The sequence below is a fragment of the Enterococcus sp. DIV2449a genome (assembly GCF_051711225.1).
GTDB classification, from domain to species: domain Bacteria; phylum Bacillota; class Bacilli; order Lactobacillales; family Enterococcaceae; genus Enterococcus_D; species Enterococcus_D casseliflavus.
This window is the reverse complement of sequence record NZ_JBIOME010000001.1, coordinates 2,460,001-2,480,840: the sequence shown is the minus strand read 5'-3', so window position 1 is coordinate 2,480,840 and position 20,840 is coordinate 2,460,001. Positions and strand designations below refer to the sequence as shown.

Here is a 20,840-nt window from a genome sequence, read left to right as displayed (position 1 = left end):
CGAATCGGTATCCTTCATTTGGATAAACTCCTTATGCAGTTTTTTTCAATTCTTGTACAGCTTGCTCGATCGTAATTCCAGTCGCAAAATGATTCGCATCTTTTTTATCGAAAACGATAAATAAATTCAATTTGGTATCCAGAGTTACACGATATTGTAGATCTGTGTTATAGAATGTCATAGTCATTCTCCTTTCTTAAAACTTGTCATTGAAAGGCAACGGTTAGTTGATAACGAAATTCCATAGTTAGAATAACACTTTTTTTCACATTCGTCCAATAAAACTATCAAACGAACGAATCTGACTGATCCTTTTCAAGAAATCAATGCCTGAGAATGGCAGCAAAAGAAGTTTCCTGGAGTCAGTAAATTCGGGAAAAGTATCTTTGTATATTTTCAGAAAAATAGAATTCATAAAAAATTTCTTAAGAATTTTGAGGATAGCTATTTTCTTAGATAACAAATTTGTAAGATTGAGAGTATGAGATGGTTGGAAACCTTGATATCATAAGGTTTGTCTCCAAATTATGTTTTGTGCAAAAATATATTGATTGTATTTTTTTGAAAAAGAGATCGTATCTCTTGAATTCTATGGTATGATTTACTTTAGAAAAATGAAAATGGATTATGAAAACGGATGTGAAAATATGTGCGGAATTGTCGGCTTTGTCAATTCAAAAGACCAAAAAGAAATCATTATTGAACGCATGATGGACCGGATCGTTCATCGCGGACCAAACAGTTCAGGAAAATTTACCGACGACCAAGTAGCGTTAGGGTTTCGTCGTTTATCGATCATCGACTTAGAAGGTGGCTCACAACCGATTTTTAACGAGGATCGAACAAAAGTCATTATTTTTAATGGGGAAATCTATAACTTTCAAGTGTTGCGGGAAGAATTGATCCAAGCGGGTCATGTTTTTTCTACCCATGCGGATACCGAAGTAGTCTTACATGGCTATGAGGAGTGGGGCATTGATGTTTTGCAGCGCCTGCGAGGAATGTTTGCTTTTGCCATCTGGGACACAGAAAAACAAGAGCTTTTCGGCGCGCGGGATCACTTTGGGATCAAACCATATTACTATGCGCAAATGAATGGCAGTTTTATGTTTGGTTCTGAAATCAAGAGCTTTTTGCCTCATCCAGATTTCAAGAAAGAGTTGAACCAAGAGGCGTTGAAACCTTATTTGACCTTCCAATACTCGCCTTTGAACGGAGAAACCTTCTTTAAAGGTGTTCATCGTTTGCAAGAAGGGCATTATTATTTGTTTAATGAACAGGGATTGACGATCAAGCAGTATTGGGATGCAGATTTTTCAGTGAAAGAAAATCATTCAAGAGAAGAATGGGTCGACAAAATCGATCAAGCAGTCCAAGAATCAATTGCCGCTCATCAAATCAGTGATGTTGAAGTCGGCTCATTTTTATCCAGTGGTGTCGATTCAAGTTTCGTAGCTTCTGTCTTGCGACCAGATCGCTCGTTTTCAATCGGGTTCGATGACAAAACCTACAACGAAGCGATCGAGGCCCGCAAATTGACGGAAAAACTTGGTTTGAACAACACAGCAGCGGTCATCGATGGTGAAATGTCCTTTGAGGCATTCCCGTTGATTCAGTATCACTTGGACGAACCAGATTCTAACCCAAGCTGTGTCCCTTTGTATTTTTTAGCCAATCTGGCAGCACAGCAAGTGCGAGTCGTTCAATCTGGGGAAGGGGCAGATGAATTATTTGCCGGTTATGCTGCTTATGGCTTCCACACAAACTCTAAAGCGGTGCGCGTTTTTGCCCAAGGGTTGAAAAAATTGCCACAAAACATCCGCTTTCGTTTGGGACGTCAAATCGGCAAAATGAAAAACTTCCATGGTCGAATCCATCTTTATGAAGCAACGGCACCTGCCCAAGACTTCTTTATCGGGCAAGCACTGGTCTTTGAAGAAGAGGAAGCACTGCAGCTTTTAAAACCAACGTATCAAAAAGGACCCTCTGTTGCTGAAATCGTTGCGCCTCATTACGAGAAAGTCAATGGTCTCAAAGACGAGGTCAATAAGATGCAATATTTAGATCTTCATCAGTGGATGCCGAAGGATATCTTGTTAAAAGCAGACAAAATGTCCATGGCGAGTTCCTTGGAATTACGTGTTCCTTTATTGGATATCGAGATGCAGAAGTTGTCGCAAACGATCCCGACGAAATATTTGATCAATCAAAACAACACCAAAGATGTGTTTCGACAAGCGTCAAACCGTCATTTGCCAAAAGAGTGGGCAAACCGTGAAAAACTCGGCTTTCCTGTACCTATCAAGGCATGGCTGAAAGAAGGAACAGGGTATGAAGCAGTCAAGAGCCTTTTTGAGTCAGACTTTGCGGCAACCTTCTTCGATCAAACAGCAATTTTACAAATGCTTGAAGACCATCGCCAAGGAAAACCGAATCTTCAGCGAAAAATCTGGACGATCTTTACGTTCTTGACCTGGTATAAAGTATTCTTTATTGATGAATCGATTCCAGAAGCCAAAGAAATCGTTTATGAAACACTTTGATTTGAATATAGCAGCAAAAAAAAGCTGATGCGGACATCCCGCATCGGCTTTTTTTTATAGACCTAAATATTTTTCCAAGTAATCGACCATGCCATCTTCCGCATTGGTTTTGTCGGTAACATCATTGGCGATCGATTTTAATTGTTGCGTGCCATTCGCCATGGCAACGCCCCAGCCCGCATAATCCAGCATCTCCAAATCGTTGTGTTCATCACCAAAAGCGATGATATCTTGTCGATCCAAAGACAAAGAATCCGCGATCACCGAAAGACCAAGTGCTTTATGGACCCCTTTTGGTACGATCTCTAAGATAGCTTGAGGTCCACCCCAGGTTCGAACATCGACTGCATCGTCAAATTGATCCTTGATACGTAAAGAAACAGATTCTGCTAATTCATTTTCGGTTTTCACCAGTAATGAAGTGGGGTCCGTTTTTAAATTTGCTAATAGATTTTTTTCGGAAGCATTGCCCGAAAAGAAAAAGTGCTGATCAAATCCGCTTAGGTCATCGATGAAAAAGGTTTCGCGATTTTCTGCTGCCACAAACGTCAGCCCCAGCTGCTCTTTTTGCGCCATGAGCTCAAACGCAATTTCTCGAGAGATCGAGTGCTCCATTTCATTTGCCCAGACTTGTCGAGGTTTATGGACTAACCCACCGTTAAAATTGACCATTGGTGTTGTGAGCGCCAATTCTTTATAGAATTGATCGCTCATACGAAAAGGTCTTCCTGTAGCGATGGTAACAAAGTGTCCCGCTTTGGTGGCGCGAACCAGTACCTCACGTGTGCGAGGGGAAAGTTGGGATTCAGTATTTAAGGTTGTGCCATCTAAATCAATGGCGATGATTTTTGGTTTCAAAAGACTCGCTCCATTCTCTTATGGTAGTGGCTTAAGTGTAACATATTTCTGTCATTTCACAATACAAGTAAGTTTTCATAATATTTACAAAGCAAAACACGAACATTAAACGTTTTTGGTTCGTTTTATTCGGAAAAAGGTTTGAAAAGCGAAAATTATTCCCTTATAATTTGTAATTGTTCGATGAAAAGCGCAATTATTCATTTTTTCTTTTCATAGAAACGATTAAAGTTCAGGAGTGAAACATAACATGGAAAAGTTTTTCAAATTAAAGGAGAATAAAACGACGGTTTCCACAGAAGTGATGGCTGGGGTCACCACCTTCTTCGCGATGAGTTATATTTTGTTTGTGAATCCGACGATTTTATCTGCTGCAGGCATGCCGTTTCAAGCTGTTTTCTTAGCAACGATCATCGCTTCAGTGATTGGTACCCTGATCATGGGCTTATTTGCAAATGTGCCTTACGCGCAAGCACCTGGAATGGGCCTTAATGCATTCTTCACCTTTACCGTCGTTTTTGGTTTGGGGTATACGTGGCAGCAAGCATTAGCGATGGTTTTCATCTGCGGCTTGATCAACATTTTTATCACGGTCACTCGTATCAGAAAAATGATCATCCATGCGATTCCAGAAAGCATGCAGCATGCAATCGGCGGCGGGATCGGGATCTTTGTGGCTTATGTAGGGATCAAAAATGCCAACTTGCTAAACTTCAGTGCAGACACTGCGGCAGTGACGGGTTCAGTTGTCGACGGTGAGACGATCGTGAGTGCCAATTTTAATGGGGGGATCGTCCCAGCTTTGGCGAATTTCAATAATGCACCTGTTTTGTTAGCAGTGATTGGTTTAGTAGTGACTACTTTATTAGTGGTGAAAAATGTTCGTGGGGCAATTATTTTTGGTATTTTAGGAACGACGATCATCGGTATTTTGATGGGTGTGGTGGATTTAAGTGCCATTGATTGGCACGGGAATTCATTAGGAAGTTCCATCAGCGAACTAGGCATCACATTTGGCGCTGCGTTTGGCTCTGAAGGAATGGGCTCACTATTCAGTGATTCTGCCAAAATCCCTCAAGTAATCATGACGATTTTAGCGTTTAGCTTATCAGATGTCTTTGATACGATCGGTACCTTTATCGGGACTGGACGTCGTACAGGGATCTTTTCGAAAAAAGATGAAGAAGCGGTTGAAAACAGTAACGGATTGAACACGAAGATGGATAAAGCCCTTTTTGCAGATGCCGTAGCCACTTCTGTAGGTGCCATCGTAGGGACCTCAAATACAACGACTTATGTGGAATCAGCAGCTGGTATCGGTGCTGGTGGACGCACGGGCTTGACTTCTGTTGTAGTGGCAGCACTCTTTGCAATCAGCAGTATCTTTTCTCCACTGATCTCAATCGTTCCCGCACAAGCGACAGCACCAGCGTTGATCTTAGTTGGGGTAATGATGATGGCTTCGTTTGCAGACATCAAGTGGACCGATCTAGAAGAAGCAGTTCCCGCTTTCTTCGCGTCTATTTTTATGGGCTTGTCTTACAGTATTTCCAATGGGATCGCTGTTGGTTTCATTTTCTACGCATTAGTGAAAGTAGTGAAAGGAAAAGCCAACGAAGTGTCTCCGATCATCTGGGTCGTCAATGCGTTGTTTATCCTAAACTTTGTCATTTTGGCTTTGATCAGTTAAGTTTAATGAAGAAAATCTTTCTGTATGTTACCTGCAGAAAGATTTTTTTATTTGATTATTACTCACGATACGGTATAGTATTTGTGAAAGAAGGTTTGTAAATGAAGATTGATTGGAAACGAAATCTACTGATTTCATGGGTAGGTTGTTTTTTTACGGGTGCCAGTTTTAGTCTTGTCATGCCATTCATTCCCTTATATATAGAAGAGTTAGGCGCTCCAGAGAGTCAAATTGAGTTGTTTTCTGGATTAGCAATCTCAGTAACGGCGTTTGCGGCGGCTATCATTGCTCCAGTATGGGGAAATCTAGCAGATCAAAAAGGTCGTCGCTTAATGATGATTCGCGCGGCTGCGGGGATGACAGTGACGATGGGGTCTTTGGCTTTTGTACCGAATGTCTATTGGTTGTTGATCATGCGTTTCTTTACCGGAATTTTATCGGGGTATATTCCCAATGCGACTGCATTGATTTCTTCGCAGGCGCCTCGAGAAAAAAGCGGTTGGGCGCTTGGGACATTGGCTACAGGAGCCATCGCAGGGAATTTGATCGGTCCATCGATGGGTGGGGCGTTGGCGCAATGGTTCGGCATGAAAAATGTTTTTATCATTACTGGTGTTGTGCTGCTAATTACGCTCTTGCTTACGATTTTTCTCGTTCAAGAAGATTTTGAGCCGGTTGAAAAGGGCGATTTGCTGTCCATCAAAGAAATTTTTGGTCAAATCAAAAATATGCAGTTGCTTGTCGGTTTGTTTATTACGTCACTGATTTTACAGCTAGGTGTAACGAGTATCAGCCCGATCCTTACATTGTATATTCGTGATCTAAGCGGGAACAGTGGCAATATTTTGTTTGTCAGCGGATTGATCGTCTCTGTTGCTGGTGTTTCGGCAATCATCTCTTCGCCATTTTTAGGCAAAATCGGTGATCGTTACGGCAATCACAAGGTATTGTTAGGCGGTTTATTGCTGTCATTTTTCTGTTTCATTCCGATGGGCTTTGTCTCCACACCGTTTCAGTTGGGCGTGCTGCGCTTCTTGCTTGGTTTTTCGACAGGTGCGTTGATGCCGTCGATCAACACACTGATCAGCAAGATCACCCCGATGGAAGGGGTCAGCCGTATCTACAGCTACAACCAAATGTTCTCTAACTTTGGACAAGTGTTAGGTCCGATGGTCGGCTCAACGGTGGCAGCTGGCTTTGGTTATCCCGCCGTCTTTTGGGTAACTAGCGGGTTTGTACTGATCAATATTTTTATCTCAGGATTTAATTTCCGTAAAAGCTTGCGTAAAACGGACATCAGTGAATAGTTGAAAAGAAAAAAAAACCAGTTACAATAAAGGTAACTGGTTTTTTTTTTAATGGCTTGTCTTTTCAGGCGCTGGTGCGATAATACCAACAAGAATGATCACCACACCTGTGACCAAAGAGATGATTGAAGTTAATTGAAAATCATAAGTTGCTCCAGCAAGTGAGCTGCCTAGATAGCCAACGACTTGACCTAATACAAAAGTCCAAAATAAAGTGACTAAGTAACGCATGACGACACCTCTTTTCTGCGTATCTTCCATTTCGACTTTAGTTTATCACAAAAATATTTATTGTAAAGATTTTCACTTTTTCATTTTGTTTTTCAAATCTAATTACTAGCAGAAAGAAAGAGAATTTTCATTTTTGGAGGGATTTCAATGTATTCACAGCTCACCACCTTAAGCGCCTATTCGTTGCTGCAAAGTACGATCAAAATTCCTCACTATATAGAGCAAGCCAAAAAGATGGGCTATCAGACGTTGGGTCTGACCGATCATAATGTTCTCTATGGCGCGGTCGAGTTTTATCAGCAATGCCTAGCACAGGGCATCAAGCCGATTTTTGGCGCTTTGTTCGACTGTACCTTCGGAGAGGGATCAATGTCCTTTCCGTTGTACGTATTTGCAAAAAACCTCAAGGGCTATCAAACCTTGATGCGTTTATCAAGTGAAAAAATGATCACCGAGCAGTTGAATTTAGCTGCTTGTGATTCTTTGCAGGACCTCTTTGGTTTGCTGCCTGAAGGCGAGGGATTTCTGCCTTCTCAGCACGATGATCTAGAAGCCAATCAAGAAGCACTGCGAGCAATCAGCCATAAATTTGATTCTGAGAGCTTGTTTTTAGGTATTACTAGCAAAGGGTTAGATCCAGAAACGATCGCTTGGTTTAACGAGCAAAACATTGCACCATGTGCCTATCAACCAATCGCGGCTTTAGCACAAGAAGAAGCCTTTGCAGTCAAAGTGATGACGCATATCAAAGAGGGCTCGCAAATTGAAGACTTTCGTCAGGCTAAAGAGCAAGGGGCTGCGCAGCTTTTTCTACAACCAGCAGACCAACTGACCGCGGCATTTGAAGAATGGTCGCAGGCATTGATGAATAATCAGCGGATTGCAGCTGAATGCGCCGTCGAGCTGCCGCTGCATCAGCGGCTGTTGCCTCATTACCCGCTACCAGCCGAAGAAAGCGCTGCGGACTATTTGCGGAAAATTTGTTTTGAGCGTCTGCCTCAGCGTGTTGCCCACGTTACATCGGCGTACGAACAGCGTTTGGATTATGAGTTGTCCGTCATCCATAAGATGGGCTTTGATGACTATTTCTTGATTATTTGGGACGTCATGGACTTTGCCCACCAACAAGAGATCGTTACCGGCGCTGGACGGGGATCGGCTGCTGGCGCACTGGTGGCATATGTTTTATCGATCACCGACGTAGATCCAATCAAATACGATCTTTTGTTTGAACGATTCTTGAATCCAGAACGTTACACGATGCCTGATATTGATTTAGACATTCCTGACAATCGCAGAGACGAGATTTTACAGTATGTGCGCCAAAAATACGGGCAAGAATATATGGCACAGATTGCGACGTTTGGCACCATGGCGGCCAAAATGGTTCTGCGAGATGTTTCTCGTGTCTTTGGTCTTTCGCAAAGTGAAGCCAATCGCTGGTCAAAAGCCATCCCCAATGCCTTGAAAATGACCTTAGATCTTGCTTATGAACAATCCAATCAGCTGCGAGAATTGGTGTCGTTTAATGAGCGAAACCAAGTAATGTTTCAAGTCGCCAAAATTTTAGAAGGCTTGCCACGTCACGTATCGACTCATGCCGCTGGTGTGGTGATCAGTGACAAGAATTTGCTTGATCTGGTTCCCTTACAAGAAGGCAGCGATGGGATCTGGCTGACCCAATTCACCATGAATGACGTAGAAGCCATCGGCCTATTGAAGATGGACTTTTTAGGCTTGAGAAACTTATCGATCATTGATAATACCTTGAAAGGCATTAAACGAATCAGCCAACAAATCGTTACCCAAAAGGAGATTCCTCTTGATGATCCAGCAACATTGCGCTTGTTTCAAAAAGGCGAGACCGCAGGGATCTTCCAATTTGAATCAGCGGGGATACGCAATGTGCTGCGTAAGTTAGGACCAGAAAGCATCGAGGATATTGCCGCAGTCAATGCCTTGTATCGTCCAGGACCGATGCAAAATATCGATACCTTTATTAAGCGGAAAAAAGGACAAGAGCGTGTCTCTTATCCAGATGACAGCTTGATTCCGATTTTGCAAAACACTTACGGAATCATTGTCTACCAAGAGCAGATCATGCAGGTAGCTTCCAAAATGGCTGGTTTCAGCTTAGGACAAGCAGATATTTTGCGTCGAGCAATCAGTAAAAAGAAAAAAGACGTCTTGGATGAGGAACGTCGTCATTTTGTGCAAGGCGCCTTAGCCAATCAGTACGATGAAAAGACCGCCAATTTGGTCTATGACTATATCGAGCGGTTCGCCAATTACGGGTTTAATCGATCCCATGCGTTTGCCTATTCCTTTATCGGCTTTCAAATGGCCTATCTGAAGGTACACTATCCCGCACCATTTTTTGCTTCGATCCTACACTCGGTACGCAACACCGCCAGCAAAATGAAAGAATATTTAAATGAAGCCGCACGTTATGGCGTAGAAGTACTGCCGCCTTCGATCAATGCCAGTGGGTTTAGTTTTCAACTGCAAAATGAAAAACAAATTCGTTTTGGTTTCAGCAGTATCAAAGGAATCCGACGCGACATGATCCAAGACATTTTGGCAGAAAGAAAAGAGCATGGTAATTTCACGTCTATGGATCAATTTTTGCTTCGCTTGAATCAGCGGAACAGCAAATGGTTAAAATTGGATTATTTATTGCCGCTTTTGAGCATCGGCGTATTCGATGTGATCGCACCCAATCGAAAACAAGCACTGATCCAGCTAGAAGGAAAGATCCAAAACATTACTTATAGTGGCGGCAGTTTGGATCTCTTAGAAACTATGGCATTAAAAGAAGAAGCCGTTGCCGATTACAAACTAGAAGAAAAACTGGCTTTGGAAGAAGAATACTTAGGTGTTTATTTGTCTGGCCATCCCGTGGAACAGTTTCAAAAATTGCACCAATTAAAACAAATCACTGATATTGCCGATCTGGTTCCGAATGAACGGGTGCGTATCCTTTTATATGTGCGCAAGATTCGAGAGATTCGAACGAAAAAGGGCGAACAAATGGCGTTTGTCGAAGGAACAGATGCCAGCAAAGAAGTGTCAGTAACGATTTTTCCCATCATTTATCGACAAGTACGTTCCTTGATTGAAGAAAATGCTGTTCTCTACATCGAAGGAAAGGTCGAGGTAAGTCGTTACAATGGTGAAATCCAACTCATTGCTGATAAAATAGACTTAGCAGAAAACGTTCAAAATAAAATTGCGTCACAAACTTGTTACTTAAAGATTTCTGCTGAAGCTGAAACGTCGCACCTGCAAGCATTGTCGAAGGAAATGAAGCAGCATCACGGAAATATTCCAGTGGTGATGTTCTATGAAAGCAGTGGCAAAAAAGTGTTATTAGCAGAAGAAAACTGGGTGACGGATGAGCCGAACTTTGTCAAACAACTGATCGCATTATTAGGAAATGGAAATGTAATTTTCAAGTAATTTTCCGAAAACGGTAATTCAACTTACACTTTTTTCAACTTTTTCCCACTATTTCAAGACATTTTCATGGAATAATGGTAGAATATGTCTCGTGGTTATTACTTGAAAACTAGCAAACAGGGGCTTCCCTAAACAAAATCTTTTGATGAGGTGAAAGAATAATGAAACGCATTGGAATTCTAACCAGTGGCGGCGATGCACCAGGAATGAACGCAGCGATTCGCGCAGTTGTCAGAAAGGGTATTTTTGACGGACTTGAAGTATACGGAATCAACTATGGCTACGCCGGACTAGTCGCAGGTGACATTCGTCGCTTAGATGTTGCTGATGTTGGTGACAAAATTCAACGTGGTGGAACATTCTTATATTCAGCACGTTATCCAGAATTTGCGACACAAGAAGGACAATTAAAAGGAATCGAACAATTAAAGAAATTTGGCATCGAAGGGCTAGTCGTGATTGGTGGAGATGGATCTTACCATGGTGCGATGGCACTTACTCGTCACGGTTTCCCAGCGATCGGGATTCCAGGAACGATCGATAATGACATTCCAGGAACAGATTTCACGATTGGTTTTGATACAGCGATCAATACTGTCTTGGAATCGATTGACCGGATCCGTGATACAGCGACATCACATGTCCGCACATTCGTGATCGAAGTAATGGGTCGTGGTGCTGGCGATATCGCTTTATGGTCAGGTGTGGCCGGTGGTGCGGATGAAATCATCATCCCAGAACATGATTTTGACATGCAAGTTGTTGCTGATCGTATCCGTGAAGGACGTGACCGCGGGAAAAAACATTGCTTGATCGTTTTAGCCGAAGGTGTGATGGGCGGAAATGATTTTGCTGACAAACTTTCTGAATACGGCGATTTCCATACCCGTGTATCCATTCTAGGACATGTTGTCCGTGGTGGTTCACCAAGCGCTCGTGACCGTGTGTTAGCAAGTAAATTTGGTTCATATGCCGTTGAATTATTGCAACAAGGCAAAGGCGGTCTATGTATCGGTATCGAAAACAATGAAATGATTGCTTCTGATATCATCGATACCCTTGAAAACAATCGTCACAAACCAGATCTTAGCTTGTATAACTTGAACAAAGAAATCTCATTCTAAAGAGATTTTTAAAGCAACGCAACAGTAATTTTGTAAAAAAAGCTTATTAGCTATTTTAAATAAATGAATAGGAGCGTTTAGTAATGAAAAAAACAAAGATCGTAAGTACATTAGGACCAGCAAGTAACAGTGTGGAAATTATTTCTCAACTGATTGAAGCCGGTGCGAATGTCTTCCGCTTTAACTTCTCTCATGGAGATCATGAAGAACAATTAGCGCGTATGACAATGGTTCGTGAAGCCGTAAAGAAAACTGGTAAAGATGTCGGTATCCTTTTAGATACAAAAGGTGCTGAAATCCGTACAACTGTACAAAATACGACAGAAGCAGACTTTGGTCGTGCTGGATACATCCAATTCAACGTTGGCGATGAAACACGTATTTCAATGGATCCAGAACACAAAGGAACAAAAGAAAAAATTGCTGTAACTTATCCTGGTTTATTTGAAGATGTTCATGTGGGCGGACACATCTTGTTTGATGATGGCTTGATCGACATGGAAATCAAAGAAAAAGACGAAGCAACCCGTGAATTAGTGGTTGTCGTTAAAAATGCTGGAATGTTAGGATCACGTAAAGGGGTCAATGCTCCTGGCGTATCAATCAGCTTACCTGGTATTACTGAAAAAGATGCAGAAGATATCCGTTTTGGTCTTGATAACGATATCGACTTCATTGCCGCTTCATTTGTACGTAAAGCGCAAGACGTTTTAGAAATTCGTGAAATTTTAGAAGAAAAAGACATGACTCATGTGCAGATCTTCTCTAAAATCGAATCACAAGAAGGTATCGATAATATCGATGAAATCATCAAAGTTTCTGATGGTATCATGGTTGCCCGTGGTGACATGGGTGTTGAGATCCCTGCTGAAGAAGTACCAATGGTTCAAAAGAGCATCATCAAAAAATGTAACGCTGCTGGTAAATCAGTTATCACAGCAACACAAATGTTAGAATCAATGCAACAAAACCCACGTCCAACTCGTGCAGAAGCTTCTGACGTTGCTAATGCTGTCTTTGACGGTACTGATGCAACAATGCTTTCTGGTGAGTCAGCAAACGGTGACTACCCTGTTGAAGCAGTAGCAACAATGGCACGTATCGACGTGGAAGCAGAAAAAGCTTTATCAGAAAACAGCACTTTCCAAATCAACCAATTTGATAAAACAGATGTAACGGAAACAATCGGTTTATCTGTTGCGCGTGCAGCGAAAAACTTAGGGGTTAAAACAATCGTTGCTGCCACTGAATCTGGCTACACTGCGAAAATGATTTCTAAATATCGTCCAGATGCTGACATTTTAGCTGTTACATTTGACGAACGCACAAAACGCGGCTTGATGCTTAACTGGGGTGTGTACCCAACCGTTGCTGAAAAACCATCAACAACTGATGAAATGTTTGAATTAGCAGCAAAACAAGCAGTTGATTTAGGCTTTGCTAAAGAAGGCGATCTAATCTTGATCACAGCCGGTGTTCCTGTTGGTGAACGCGGAACAACCAACGTAATGAAGATCCAATTGATCGGATCAAAATTGCTTGAAGCGCAAGGAATTGGTGAAAAATCAGTTGTTGCCAATGCCGTGATCGCTCACAGTGCCGAAGAAGCAATTGCGAAAGCAAAAGATGGCATGATTTTAGTTGTACCAACAACAGATAAAGAATATATGCCAGCAATCGAAAAAGCAGCAGCTTTAGTTGTTGAAGATGGCGGCTTGACTTCTCATGCAGCAGTTGTCGGAATCGCGAAAGATCTACCAGTGATCGTTGGTGCCAAAGACGCAACAACAACCATCAAAGATGGCGAATTGGTTACTCTTGATTCTCGTCGCGGTATCGTTTATCGTGGAGAAACAACAGCGATCTAATGATTTTTAACGATTGATCAAGCAACAGGCAAGTGCACGTTGTGCGCTTCCTGTTGTTTTTTTGAGAGTGTCGAAATCCCTTGAGAAAAGGCATTAAAATGACACGATCAAAAATGAAAAAGGTGTCAAGAAAATTTCATTGACAAAGCCTCAGAAGCCCTGTATAATTGCTTTTGTTGCTTAGGGGTGATAAAAATGAAATGGTCTTTATTGGAATTAAAAAAATACCAAGAGACACCGCTGATGTTTGAAGAAACACTTGACCTAAAAAGTCAACTGATAAAACGCGATGGACAGATCATTGATTTGTCTCCTGTAAAAGTAAAAGGGCTGATGAGTGTTGATAAGCAAGGATACTTGCTGCACTATCAAGTGGAAACGACGATGACATTGCCATCTACTCGTTCTTTGACACCTGTAGCGATTCCTTTTGATTTTTCAGTGGATGAACAATTCATGACACCAGAGCAATTTCAGCGTCGCGATGAAACGATCGTCGAAGAAGAAGTTTTGATCATTGAAGGTCAAACCATCAGCTTAGATGAATCGGTCGCTGATAACCTATTACTTGCGATTCCTTTGCAAGTCCTGACAGAAGAAGAAAAACAAGGTTCAGCAATGCCATCTGGCAACGATTGGGCTGTTTTGTCAGAAGAAGACTTTGCAAATCAAAAAGAAGCGCAAGCTCAACAAGTTGATCCTCGTCTTGCAAAATTATCCGAATTATTCAATGAATCAGATGACGATAACGCGTAGGATTGGAATAAATTGCAGCCTCAAGGTTGCGTTCATTAACAAGGAGGTGTAGCAAAATGGCAGTACCAGCTAGAAAAACTTCGAAAGCGAAGAAAGCAAAACGTCGTACACATTACAAATTGACAATCAACGGTTTGAACGAATGTGCAAACTGTGGTGAAATGAAAAAAAGCCACCATGTCTGCTCTAACTGTGGTCATTACGATGGCAAAGACGTAGCAACAAAAGAAGCATAATTCCTTTTTTTCAGAAAGAGGATTCTAAAACCTTAGGCTAACCATGGAGCCTGAGGTTTTTTTGTTTTTTTTGGAAAAGACGGAACTTTTCAGAAATATTTTTTGTCCATCGAAAGAGAATAGTTCAAAAGCAGGTACATTTGCGCTATAATGAAAAAGATAATTGAATCTTAGGAGGATGAAAGATGACAAAACAACAAATCGGCGTTGTCGGTATGGCTGTTATGGGCAAAAACTTAGCGTTGAACATCGAAAGCCGCGGTTATTCAGTTGCCTTATTTAACCGTACTGGTTCAAAGACAGAAGAAGTAGTAAAAGAACATCCAGATAAAAATTTTAAAGCAACTTATACGATAGAAGAATTTGTCCAATCAATTGAAAAACCACGTCGTATTTTATTAATGGTAAAAGCAGGATTTGCGACGGATGCTACGATCCAAGAACTATTGCCTCATCTAGACAAAGGCGATATTTTGATCGATGGCGGAAATACCTTCTTTAAAGATACCGTTCGTCGTAACGAAGAGTTGGCAAACTCAGGAATCAACTTTATCGGTACGGGTGTTTCTGGTGGGGAAGAAGGCGCCTTGAAAGGTCCTTCGATCATGCCTGGTGGACAAAAAGAAGCATATGAATTGGTTGCACCGATCTTAGAACAAATTTCAGCAAAAGCTGAAGATGGTACACCTTGTGTAACTTATATTGGACCAAATGGTGCAGGCCATTACGTAAAAATGGTTCATAATGGGATCGAGTATGGCGACATGCAGCTGATTGCGGAGTCTTATGACTTGATGCAAAACATTTTAGGTCTATCTGTTGATGAAATGGCTGATATCTTTGCCGAATGGAACAAAGGTGAATTGGATAGCTACCTAATTGAGATCACAGCGGATATCTTGACACGTAAAGATGATCAAGGAACAGGCAAACCGATCGTTGATGTCATCTTAGATGCTGCAGGCAATAAAGGAACTGGGAAATGGACGAGCCAAAGTGCCTTAGACCTAGGTGTTCCATTGCCATTGATCACTGAATCTGTTTTTGCTCGCTATATCTCAGCTTACAAAGAAGAACGGGTCAATGCCAGCAAAGTATTACCGAAACCAGAAGCGGTTGCTTTTGAAGGAAACAAAGAAGAATTTATCAATAAGATCCGAGAAGCCTTATACTTCAGTAAAATCATGAGCTATGCACAAGGTTTCGCGCAATTACGTACAGCATCAAAAGAGTACGATTGGGATCTTCCTTTTGGTGAGATTGCCAAAATTTGGCGTGCAGGCTGTATCATCCGTGCGCAATTTTTACAAAAAATCACGGATGCTTATGACAAGAATGCTGACATCGAAAACTTATTATTAGATGATTACTTCAAAGACATCACGAAACGCTATCAATCTTCTGTACGTGAAGTAGTTGCGCTAGCTGTCCAAGCGGGTGTCCCTGTGCCGACGTTCTCCTCTGCGATCGCGTACTTTGATTCGTATCGTTCTGATCGTTTGCCAGCGAACTTGATCCAAGCACAACGGGATTACTTCGGCGCGCATACGTATGAACGGACAGATAAAGAGGGAATTTTCCATTATTCATGGTATGACGAAGCGTAAGCTTTAAGAGAATCCAAAAGAGAAAGGCCGAAAGTGAGAACTTTCGGTCAATCTCTTTTTTATTTTTTAGATACATGATAAAATAAGACAGATAATGTCTATTTTAAAGGCAGAATAATCAATAAAGGGGCTATCAATAATGAGTAATATTCTAATCATTGAAGATGAAAAGAACTTAGCTCGATTTGTGGAATTAGAATTGAAGCATGAAGGGTATAATACCGAAGTTCATTACAACGGACGGACGGGACTGGATGCTGCGCTGAATAATGAATGGGATGCAATCTTATTGGATCTAATGCTTCCAGAGCTAAATGGGTTAGAAGTTTGCCGACGTGTGCGTCAATCGAAGAACACCCCGATCATCATGATGACCGCGAGAGATTCTGTGATTGATCGAGTATCAGGTTTGGATCATGGTGCTGATGATTATATTGTGAAGCCTTTTGCAATTGAAGAATTGCTGGCACGCTTACGTGCGTTGCTTCGCCGTATCGATATCGAAGGGGACAAAAACGTCGCAAAACAAACCACGATCACTTACCGCGATCTAACGATTGAAAAAGAGAACCGTGTCGTTCGACGTGGAACAGATGTCATTGAACTAACAAAACGCGAATATGAGCTATTGTTGACTTTAATGGAAAACGTCAATGTCGTTTTAGCCAGAGATGTTTTATTAAACAAAGTCTGGGGCTATGAGACAGAAGTTGAAACCAACGTTGTCGATGTTTACATCCGCTACTTACGAAATAAAATTGATGTACCAGGGGAGGAAAGCTATATCCAAACCGTTCGTGGTACAGGTTATGTGATGCGGTCGTGAACCTTAAAAAAAGAATGAAAAAATTAAAAGAACTGAAGGGGCCTTCTTTAACTGTAAAGTGGGCCTTCGCAAGTTCTTTCTTTATATTCGTCGTATTTACGATCTTTGCTGTGATCACCTATAAAACATCGGTGAATTTGATCGTCGCTAAAGAAGAAAACAATGTGGAGCGAACGATGTCAGAGGTCGCTTCTCGTTTAGCCAATTCGGATCAAGAACTAACATTGGTTCGAACATATCGTAATTTAACCAAAAATGATGCGGGGACGACGAGCATTTATGATCGCACTTCAACGATCGATGGCAACTTAATGAAAATCGATTCCTTTATTTCGGAATTAGGCCAAGCGCCGTTGAGCTTGTTTGTTTATAATTTGAATGAGGATCTTGTGTTTAAAACCCATGAAAATGATTTAGCACTGATCGACACGCAGCGCAAAGCCCCAACCATCGTAACGCTGGATGGTATCACAGGCTTTCTCTCGATCCAACCCATCTATTCAAAAGGCACCAGAGAGCGGATTGGCTATGCACAAACCTTTTATGAATTGACTTCTTTTTACGAAATACGCAGCAAACTGCTGCTGACTTTGATTATCTTAGAAGTCGTTTCTCTGATTCTTAGTAGTGTGCTTGGGTTCTTTTTATCAGCGTATTTCCTTCAGCCGTTAAAGGTCTTGCGAGATACGATGGAAACCGTTCGGAAAAACCCACAGTCAACGGTGCATATGCCAGAATTAAATACGAACGATGAACTGTCTGATTTAGCAGATATCTTTAACGAAATGCTGGATCGCATGCGCCTATACATTGAACAGCAAGAGCGATTCGTCGAAGACGTTTCTCATGAGTTGCGAACGCCTGTGGCGATCATTGAAGGACATATGAATCTGTTGCAGCGTTGGGGAAAAGACGATCCAGAGATTTTGGATGAGTCTCTGGCAGCCAGTATGCAAGAGATCAGTCGGATGAAGACGCTAGTACAGGAAATGTTGGATCTCTCAAGAGCGGAACAAGTGGATGTTCATTATGCAAATGAAACAACCAATGCAAAAGAAGTTGTCTATCAAGTCTTCAATAACTTTAAAATACTGTATCCGGATTTTGTTTTTACATTGGATGATGACTTATACCATGAGTTGAAGCTGAAAATCTATCGCAATCATTTTGAACAGATCATTATTATTGTCTTGGATAACGCAGTGAAATATTCCACTGATCGAAAAGAAGTTCATCTATCCATTTCGTTGGATCGGCAATCCTTTGAAATTGCCATTCAAGACTTTGGTGAGGGAATCTCCAAAGAAGACCTCGACAAGATCTTTAATCGTTTCTATCGGGTAGATAAAGCCCGTGCTAGAACCAAAGGCGGAAACGGGCTAGGGCTCTCTATTGCGAAACAGTTATTGGAAAGCTATAAAGGAAAAATTTCAGCAGAGAGTGTCATCGGTCAAGGAACGATCTTTCGAATCTATATACCGATCGTTCAATCAGAAGATCGGACGAAAAGAGAACGTTAGGCGAAAAGCTTAAGTTCTCTTTTTTTATCCATTAATGATAGATTTAGCCGCAAAATACTTCTTATAAACGAACGTTCGAATCGTTTGACAATGAATAATTCGCTTATAAAAATAGTTGCCAAAAAGCCTATTTTTTTAGTTGATTTTTCCTTTAAGAATTGCTATATTATTACTTGTCCTTGTTAAGGCATTTGTAACAAACACTGATTGATCTTTTTTGAAATTAGTTGTTGACGAAACATTTTACAAGTGTTATTATAACAAGGTCGAAAAAATATCATCTCTGAAAAACCTAATAAATCAAAAAAACTTTTCAAAAAAGTGTTTGACATATAACGGTTGAGATGGTAAGATAAAAAAGTCGCTGAGGTTAAGAAAGAAGTTAAATAACAACTTCTTGAAAAAAACTTTTAAAAAAAGAGTTGACAAACAAACGTCGCTCTGATATGATATAAAAGTTGCTAACACAGCACGGTAGACCTTTGAAAACTGAACAAAGCAAGCAAACGAACCAATGTGTAGGACGTTTCAATTTATTGAAACAAATACATGCAAGCAATAGCTAGCAAAGTTAATTTTTATGAGCTTAATGACCGTATGGTCATTCAAACAAATCATTATGAGAGTTTGATCCTGGCTCAGGACGAACGCTGGCGGCGTGCCTAATACATGCAAGTCGAACGCTTTTCCTTTCATCGGAGCTTGCTCCACCGAAAGGAAAAGAGTGGCGAACGGGTGAGTAACACGTGGGTAACCTGCCCATCAGAAGGGGATAACACTTGGAAACAGGTGCTAATACCGTATAACACTATTTTCCGCATGGAAGAAAGTTGAAAGGCGCTTTTGCGTCACTGATGGATGGACCCGCGGTGCATTAGCTAGTTGGTGAGGTAACGGCTCACCAAGGCAACGATGCATAGCCGACCTGAGAGGGTGATCGGCCACACTGGGACTGAGACACGGCCCAGACTCCTACGGGAGGCAGCAGTAGGGAATCTTCGGCAATGGACGAAAGTCTGACCGAGCAACGCCGCGTGAGTGAAGAAGGTTTTCGGATCGTAAAACTCTGTTGTTAGAGAAGAACAAGGATGAGAGTAAAATGTTCATCCCTTGACGGTATCTAACCAGAAAGCCACGGCTAACTACGTGCCAGCAGCCGCGGTAATACGTAGGTGGCAAGCGTTGTCCGGATTTATTGGGCGTAAAGCGAGCGCAGGCGGTTTCTTAAGTCTGATGTGAAAGCCCCCGGCTCAACCGGGGAGGGTCATTGGAAACTGGGAGACTTGAGTGCAGAAGAGGAGAGTGGAATTCCATGTGTAGCGGTGAAATGCGTAGATATATGGAGGAACACCAGTGGCGAAGGCGGCTCTCTGGTCTGTAACTGACGCTGAGGCTCGAAAGCGTGGGGAGCGAACAGGATTAGATACCCTGGTAGTCCACGCCGTAAACGATGAGTGCTAAGTGTTGGAGGGTTTCCGCCCTTCAGTGCTGCAGCAAACGCATTAAGCACTCCGCCTGGGGAGTACGACCGCAAGGTTGAAACTCAAAGGAATTGACGGGGGCCCGCACAAGCGGTGGAGCATGTGGTTTAATTCGAAGCAACGCGAAGAACCTTACCAGGTCTTGACATCCTTTGACCACTCTAGAGATAGAGCTTCCCCTTCGGGGGCAAAGTGACAGGTGGTGCATGGTTGTCGTCAGCTCGTGTCGTGAGATGTTGGGTTAAGTCCCGCAACGAGCGCAACCCTTATTGTTAGTTGCCATCATTTAGTTGGGCACTCTAGCGAGACTGCCGGTGACAAACCGGAGGAAGGTGGGGATGACGTCAAATCATCATGCCCCTTATGACCTGGGCTACACACGTGCTACAATGGGAAGTACAACGAGTTGCGAAGTCGCGAGGCTAAGCTAATCTCTTAAAGCTTCTCTCAGTTCGGATTGTAGGCTGCAACTCGCCTACATGAAGCCGGAATCGCTAGTAATCGCGGATCAGCACGCCGCGGTGAATACGTTCCCGGGCCTTGTACACACCGCCCGTCACACCACGAGAGTTTGTAACACCCGAAGTCGGTGAGGTAACCTTTTTGGAGCCAGCCGCCTAAGGTGGGATAGATGATTGGGGTGAAGTCGTAACAAGGTAGCCGTATCGGAAGGTGCGGCTGGATCACCTCCTTTCTAAGGAATATTTCGGAAGACTACACATCGTTTGCCTTTGTTCAGTTTTGAGAGGTCTACTCTCAAGTAAATACCCGGGGCCTTAGCTCAGCTGGGAGAGCGCCTGCTTTGCACGCAGGAGGTCAGCGGTTCGATCCCGCTAGGCTCCATTAACGACAATGGTCGTTAAGCTTTGTTCATTGAAAACTGGATATCGAAGAAATAATCAAAACAAGTAACACACACCGAGTTGAAATGTTAAAAGAGTTTTTTAATAAGTTCAACGCTTATTTTCTTGAGCAACCTTCTATCGCTAGAAGAAGTACTCAAAACCGACCGTAAGGTCAAAGGTTAAGTGAATAAGGGCGCACGGTGGATGCCTTGGCACTAGGAGCCGATGAAGGACGGGACTAACACCGATATGCTTTGGGGAGCTGTAAGTAAGCTATGATCCAGAGATTTCCGAATGGGGGAACCCAGCATCTTTTATAGGATGTTACGTCTGCGTGAATACATAGCGCAGTCGAGGTAGACGCAGAGAACTGAAACATCTAAGTACCTGCAGGAAGAGAAAGAAAATTCGATTCCCTGAGTAGCGGCGAGCGAAACGGGAAAAGCCCAAACCAACAAGCTTGCTTGTTGGGGTTGTAGGACTCCGATA

General features: G+C 42.2%; 14 protein-coding genes, 1 tRNA gene and 2 rRNA genes (1 of these 17 running past the window's edge). 14 read left to right on the top strand and 3 right to left on the bottom strand.

The genetic code is table 11. The features are described 5' to 3' along the window. Nucleotides 1-31: 31 nt before the first annotated feature. Nucleotides 32-181, bottom strand: a complete 150-nt coding sequence (locus IGI76_RS11675; RefSeq protein WP_005229155.1) for a hypothetical protein — start codon at nucleotides 179-181, stop codon at nucleotides 32-34. 466 nt (nucleotides 182-647) lie between these two features. Here IGI76_RS11675 and asnB point away from each other — a divergent pair, with 466 nt between their 5' ends. Further along, the gene (gene asnB / locus IGI76_RS11670; protein ID WP_201689897.1) at nucleotides 648-2,543 is read left to right on the top strand and encodes an asparagine synthase (glutamine-hydrolyzing); all 1,896 of its coding nucleotides are present in this window, start codon (nucleotides 648-650) and stop codon (nucleotides 2,541-2,543) included. A 54-nt stretch (nucleotides 2,544-2,597) separates the two neighbouring features. On the opposite strand, the gene IGI76_RS11665 is transcribed toward asnB, so the two are convergent. After that, complete coding sequence (locus tag IGI76_RS11665; protein WP_005229159.1) at nucleotides 2,598-3,401, bottom strand: Cof-type HAD-IIB family hydrolase; 804 nt, start codon at nucleotides 3,399-3,401, stop codon at nucleotides 2,598-2,600. A gap of 250 nt (nucleotides 3,402-3,651) precedes the next feature. Here IGI76_RS11665 and IGI76_RS11660 point away from each other — a divergent pair, with 250 nt between their 5' ends. Then, on the top strand, nucleotides 3,652-5,091 hold the full coding sequence (locus IGI76_RS11660) for an NCS2 family permease (RefSeq protein WP_005237180.1): 1,440 nt from the start codon (nucleotides 3,652-3,654) through the stop codon (nucleotides 5,089-5,091). A 101-nt stretch (nucleotides 5,092-5,192) separates the two neighbouring features. Further along, nucleotides 5,193-6,398 carry a multidrug efflux MFS transporter gene (locus IGI76_RS11655; protein ID WP_438781557.1) on the top strand — a complete coding sequence of 402 codons (1,206 nt, stop codon included), beginning with the start codon at nucleotides 5,193-5,195 and terminating at the stop codon, nucleotides 6,396-6,398. A 48-nt stretch (nucleotides 6,399-6,446) separates the two neighbouring features. Here the strand turns inward: IGI76_RS11655 and IGI76_RS11650 are convergent, their stop codons facing one another. Further along, nucleotides 6,447-6,629: a YjzD family protein gene (locus IGI76_RS11650; RefSeq protein ID WP_008377814.1), complete on the bottom strand. Its 183-nt coding sequence runs from the start codon at nucleotides 6,627-6,629 to the stop codon at nucleotides 6,447-6,449. Between the two features lie 147 nt (nucleotides 6,630-6,776). Between IGI76_RS11650 and dnaE the strand changes: the two genes are divergently transcribed. The 11 genes from dnaE to IGI76_RS11595 form a co-directional block, all read left to right on the top strand. Then, a complete protein-coding gene (dnaE, locus tag IGI76_RS11645; RefSeq protein ID WP_231435415.1) occupies nucleotides 6,777-10,088 on the top strand; it encodes a DNA polymerase III subunit alpha in 3,312 nt (1,103 codons plus the stop codon). Between the two features lie 161 nt (nucleotides 10,089-10,249). Then, on the top strand, nucleotides 10,250-11,212 hold the full coding sequence (pfkA, locus tag IGI76_RS11640) for a 6-phosphofructokinase (protein ID WP_005229169.1): 963 nt from the start codon (nucleotides 10,250-10,252) through the stop codon (nucleotides 11,210-11,212). Between the two features lie 83 nt (nucleotides 11,213-11,295). After that, nucleotides 11,296-13,080: a pyruvate kinase gene (gene pyk / locus IGI76_RS11635; protein ID WP_005229179.1), complete on the top strand. Its 1,785-nt coding sequence runs from the start codon at nucleotides 11,296-11,298 to the stop codon at nucleotides 13,078-13,080. A 195-nt stretch (nucleotides 13,081-13,275) separates the two neighbouring features. Further along, the gene (locus IGI76_RS11630; RefSeq protein ID WP_010749661.1) at nucleotides 13,276-13,836 is read left to right on the top strand and encodes a YceD family protein; all 561 of its coding nucleotides are present in this window, start codon (nucleotides 13,276-13,278) and stop codon (nucleotides 13,834-13,836) included. Nucleotides 13,837-13,892: 56 nt separating this feature from the next. Further along, complete coding sequence (rpmF, locus tag IGI76_RS11625; RefSeq protein ID WP_005229191.1) at nucleotides 13,893-14,072, top strand: 50S ribosomal protein L32; 180 nt, start codon at nucleotides 13,893-13,895, stop codon at nucleotides 14,070-14,072. A gap of 185 nt (nucleotides 14,073-14,257) precedes the next feature. Then, complete coding sequence (gndA, locus tag IGI76_RS11620) at nucleotides 14,258-15,679, top strand: NADP-dependent phosphogluconate dehydrogenase (RefSeq protein ID WP_005229192.1); 1,422 nt, start codon at nucleotides 14,258-14,260, stop codon at nucleotides 15,677-15,679. Between the two features lie 139 nt (nucleotides 15,680-15,818). Then, the gene (locus IGI76_RS11615; protein ID WP_005229193.1) at nucleotides 15,819-16,505 is read left to right on the top strand and encodes a response regulator transcription factor; all 687 of its coding nucleotides are present in this window, start codon (nucleotides 15,819-15,821) and stop codon (nucleotides 16,503-16,505) included. 14 nt (nucleotides 16,506-16,519) lie between these two features. Further along, entirely contained in the window at nucleotides 16,520-18,025 is a 1,506-nt protein-coding gene (locus IGI76_RS11610) for a HAMP domain-containing sensor histidine kinase (protein ID WP_034696083.1), read from the top strand. 615 nt (nucleotides 18,026-18,640) lie between these two features. Then, a 16S ribosomal RNA gene (locus IGI76_RS11605) occupies nucleotides 18,641-20,200 on the top strand. Between the two features lie 76 nt (nucleotides 20,201-20,276). Then, nucleotides 20,277-20,349, top strand: a tRNA-Ala gene (locus IGI76_RS11600). A 179-nt stretch (nucleotides 20,350-20,528) separates the two neighbouring features. Continuing rightward, nucleotides 20,529-20,840: ribosomal RNA gene (locus IGI76_RS11595) — 23S ribosomal RNA — on the top strand (it continues 2,603 nt past the right edge of the window). The 16S and 23S rRNA genes sit together here with 1 tRNA gene alongside, the layout of an rRNA operon.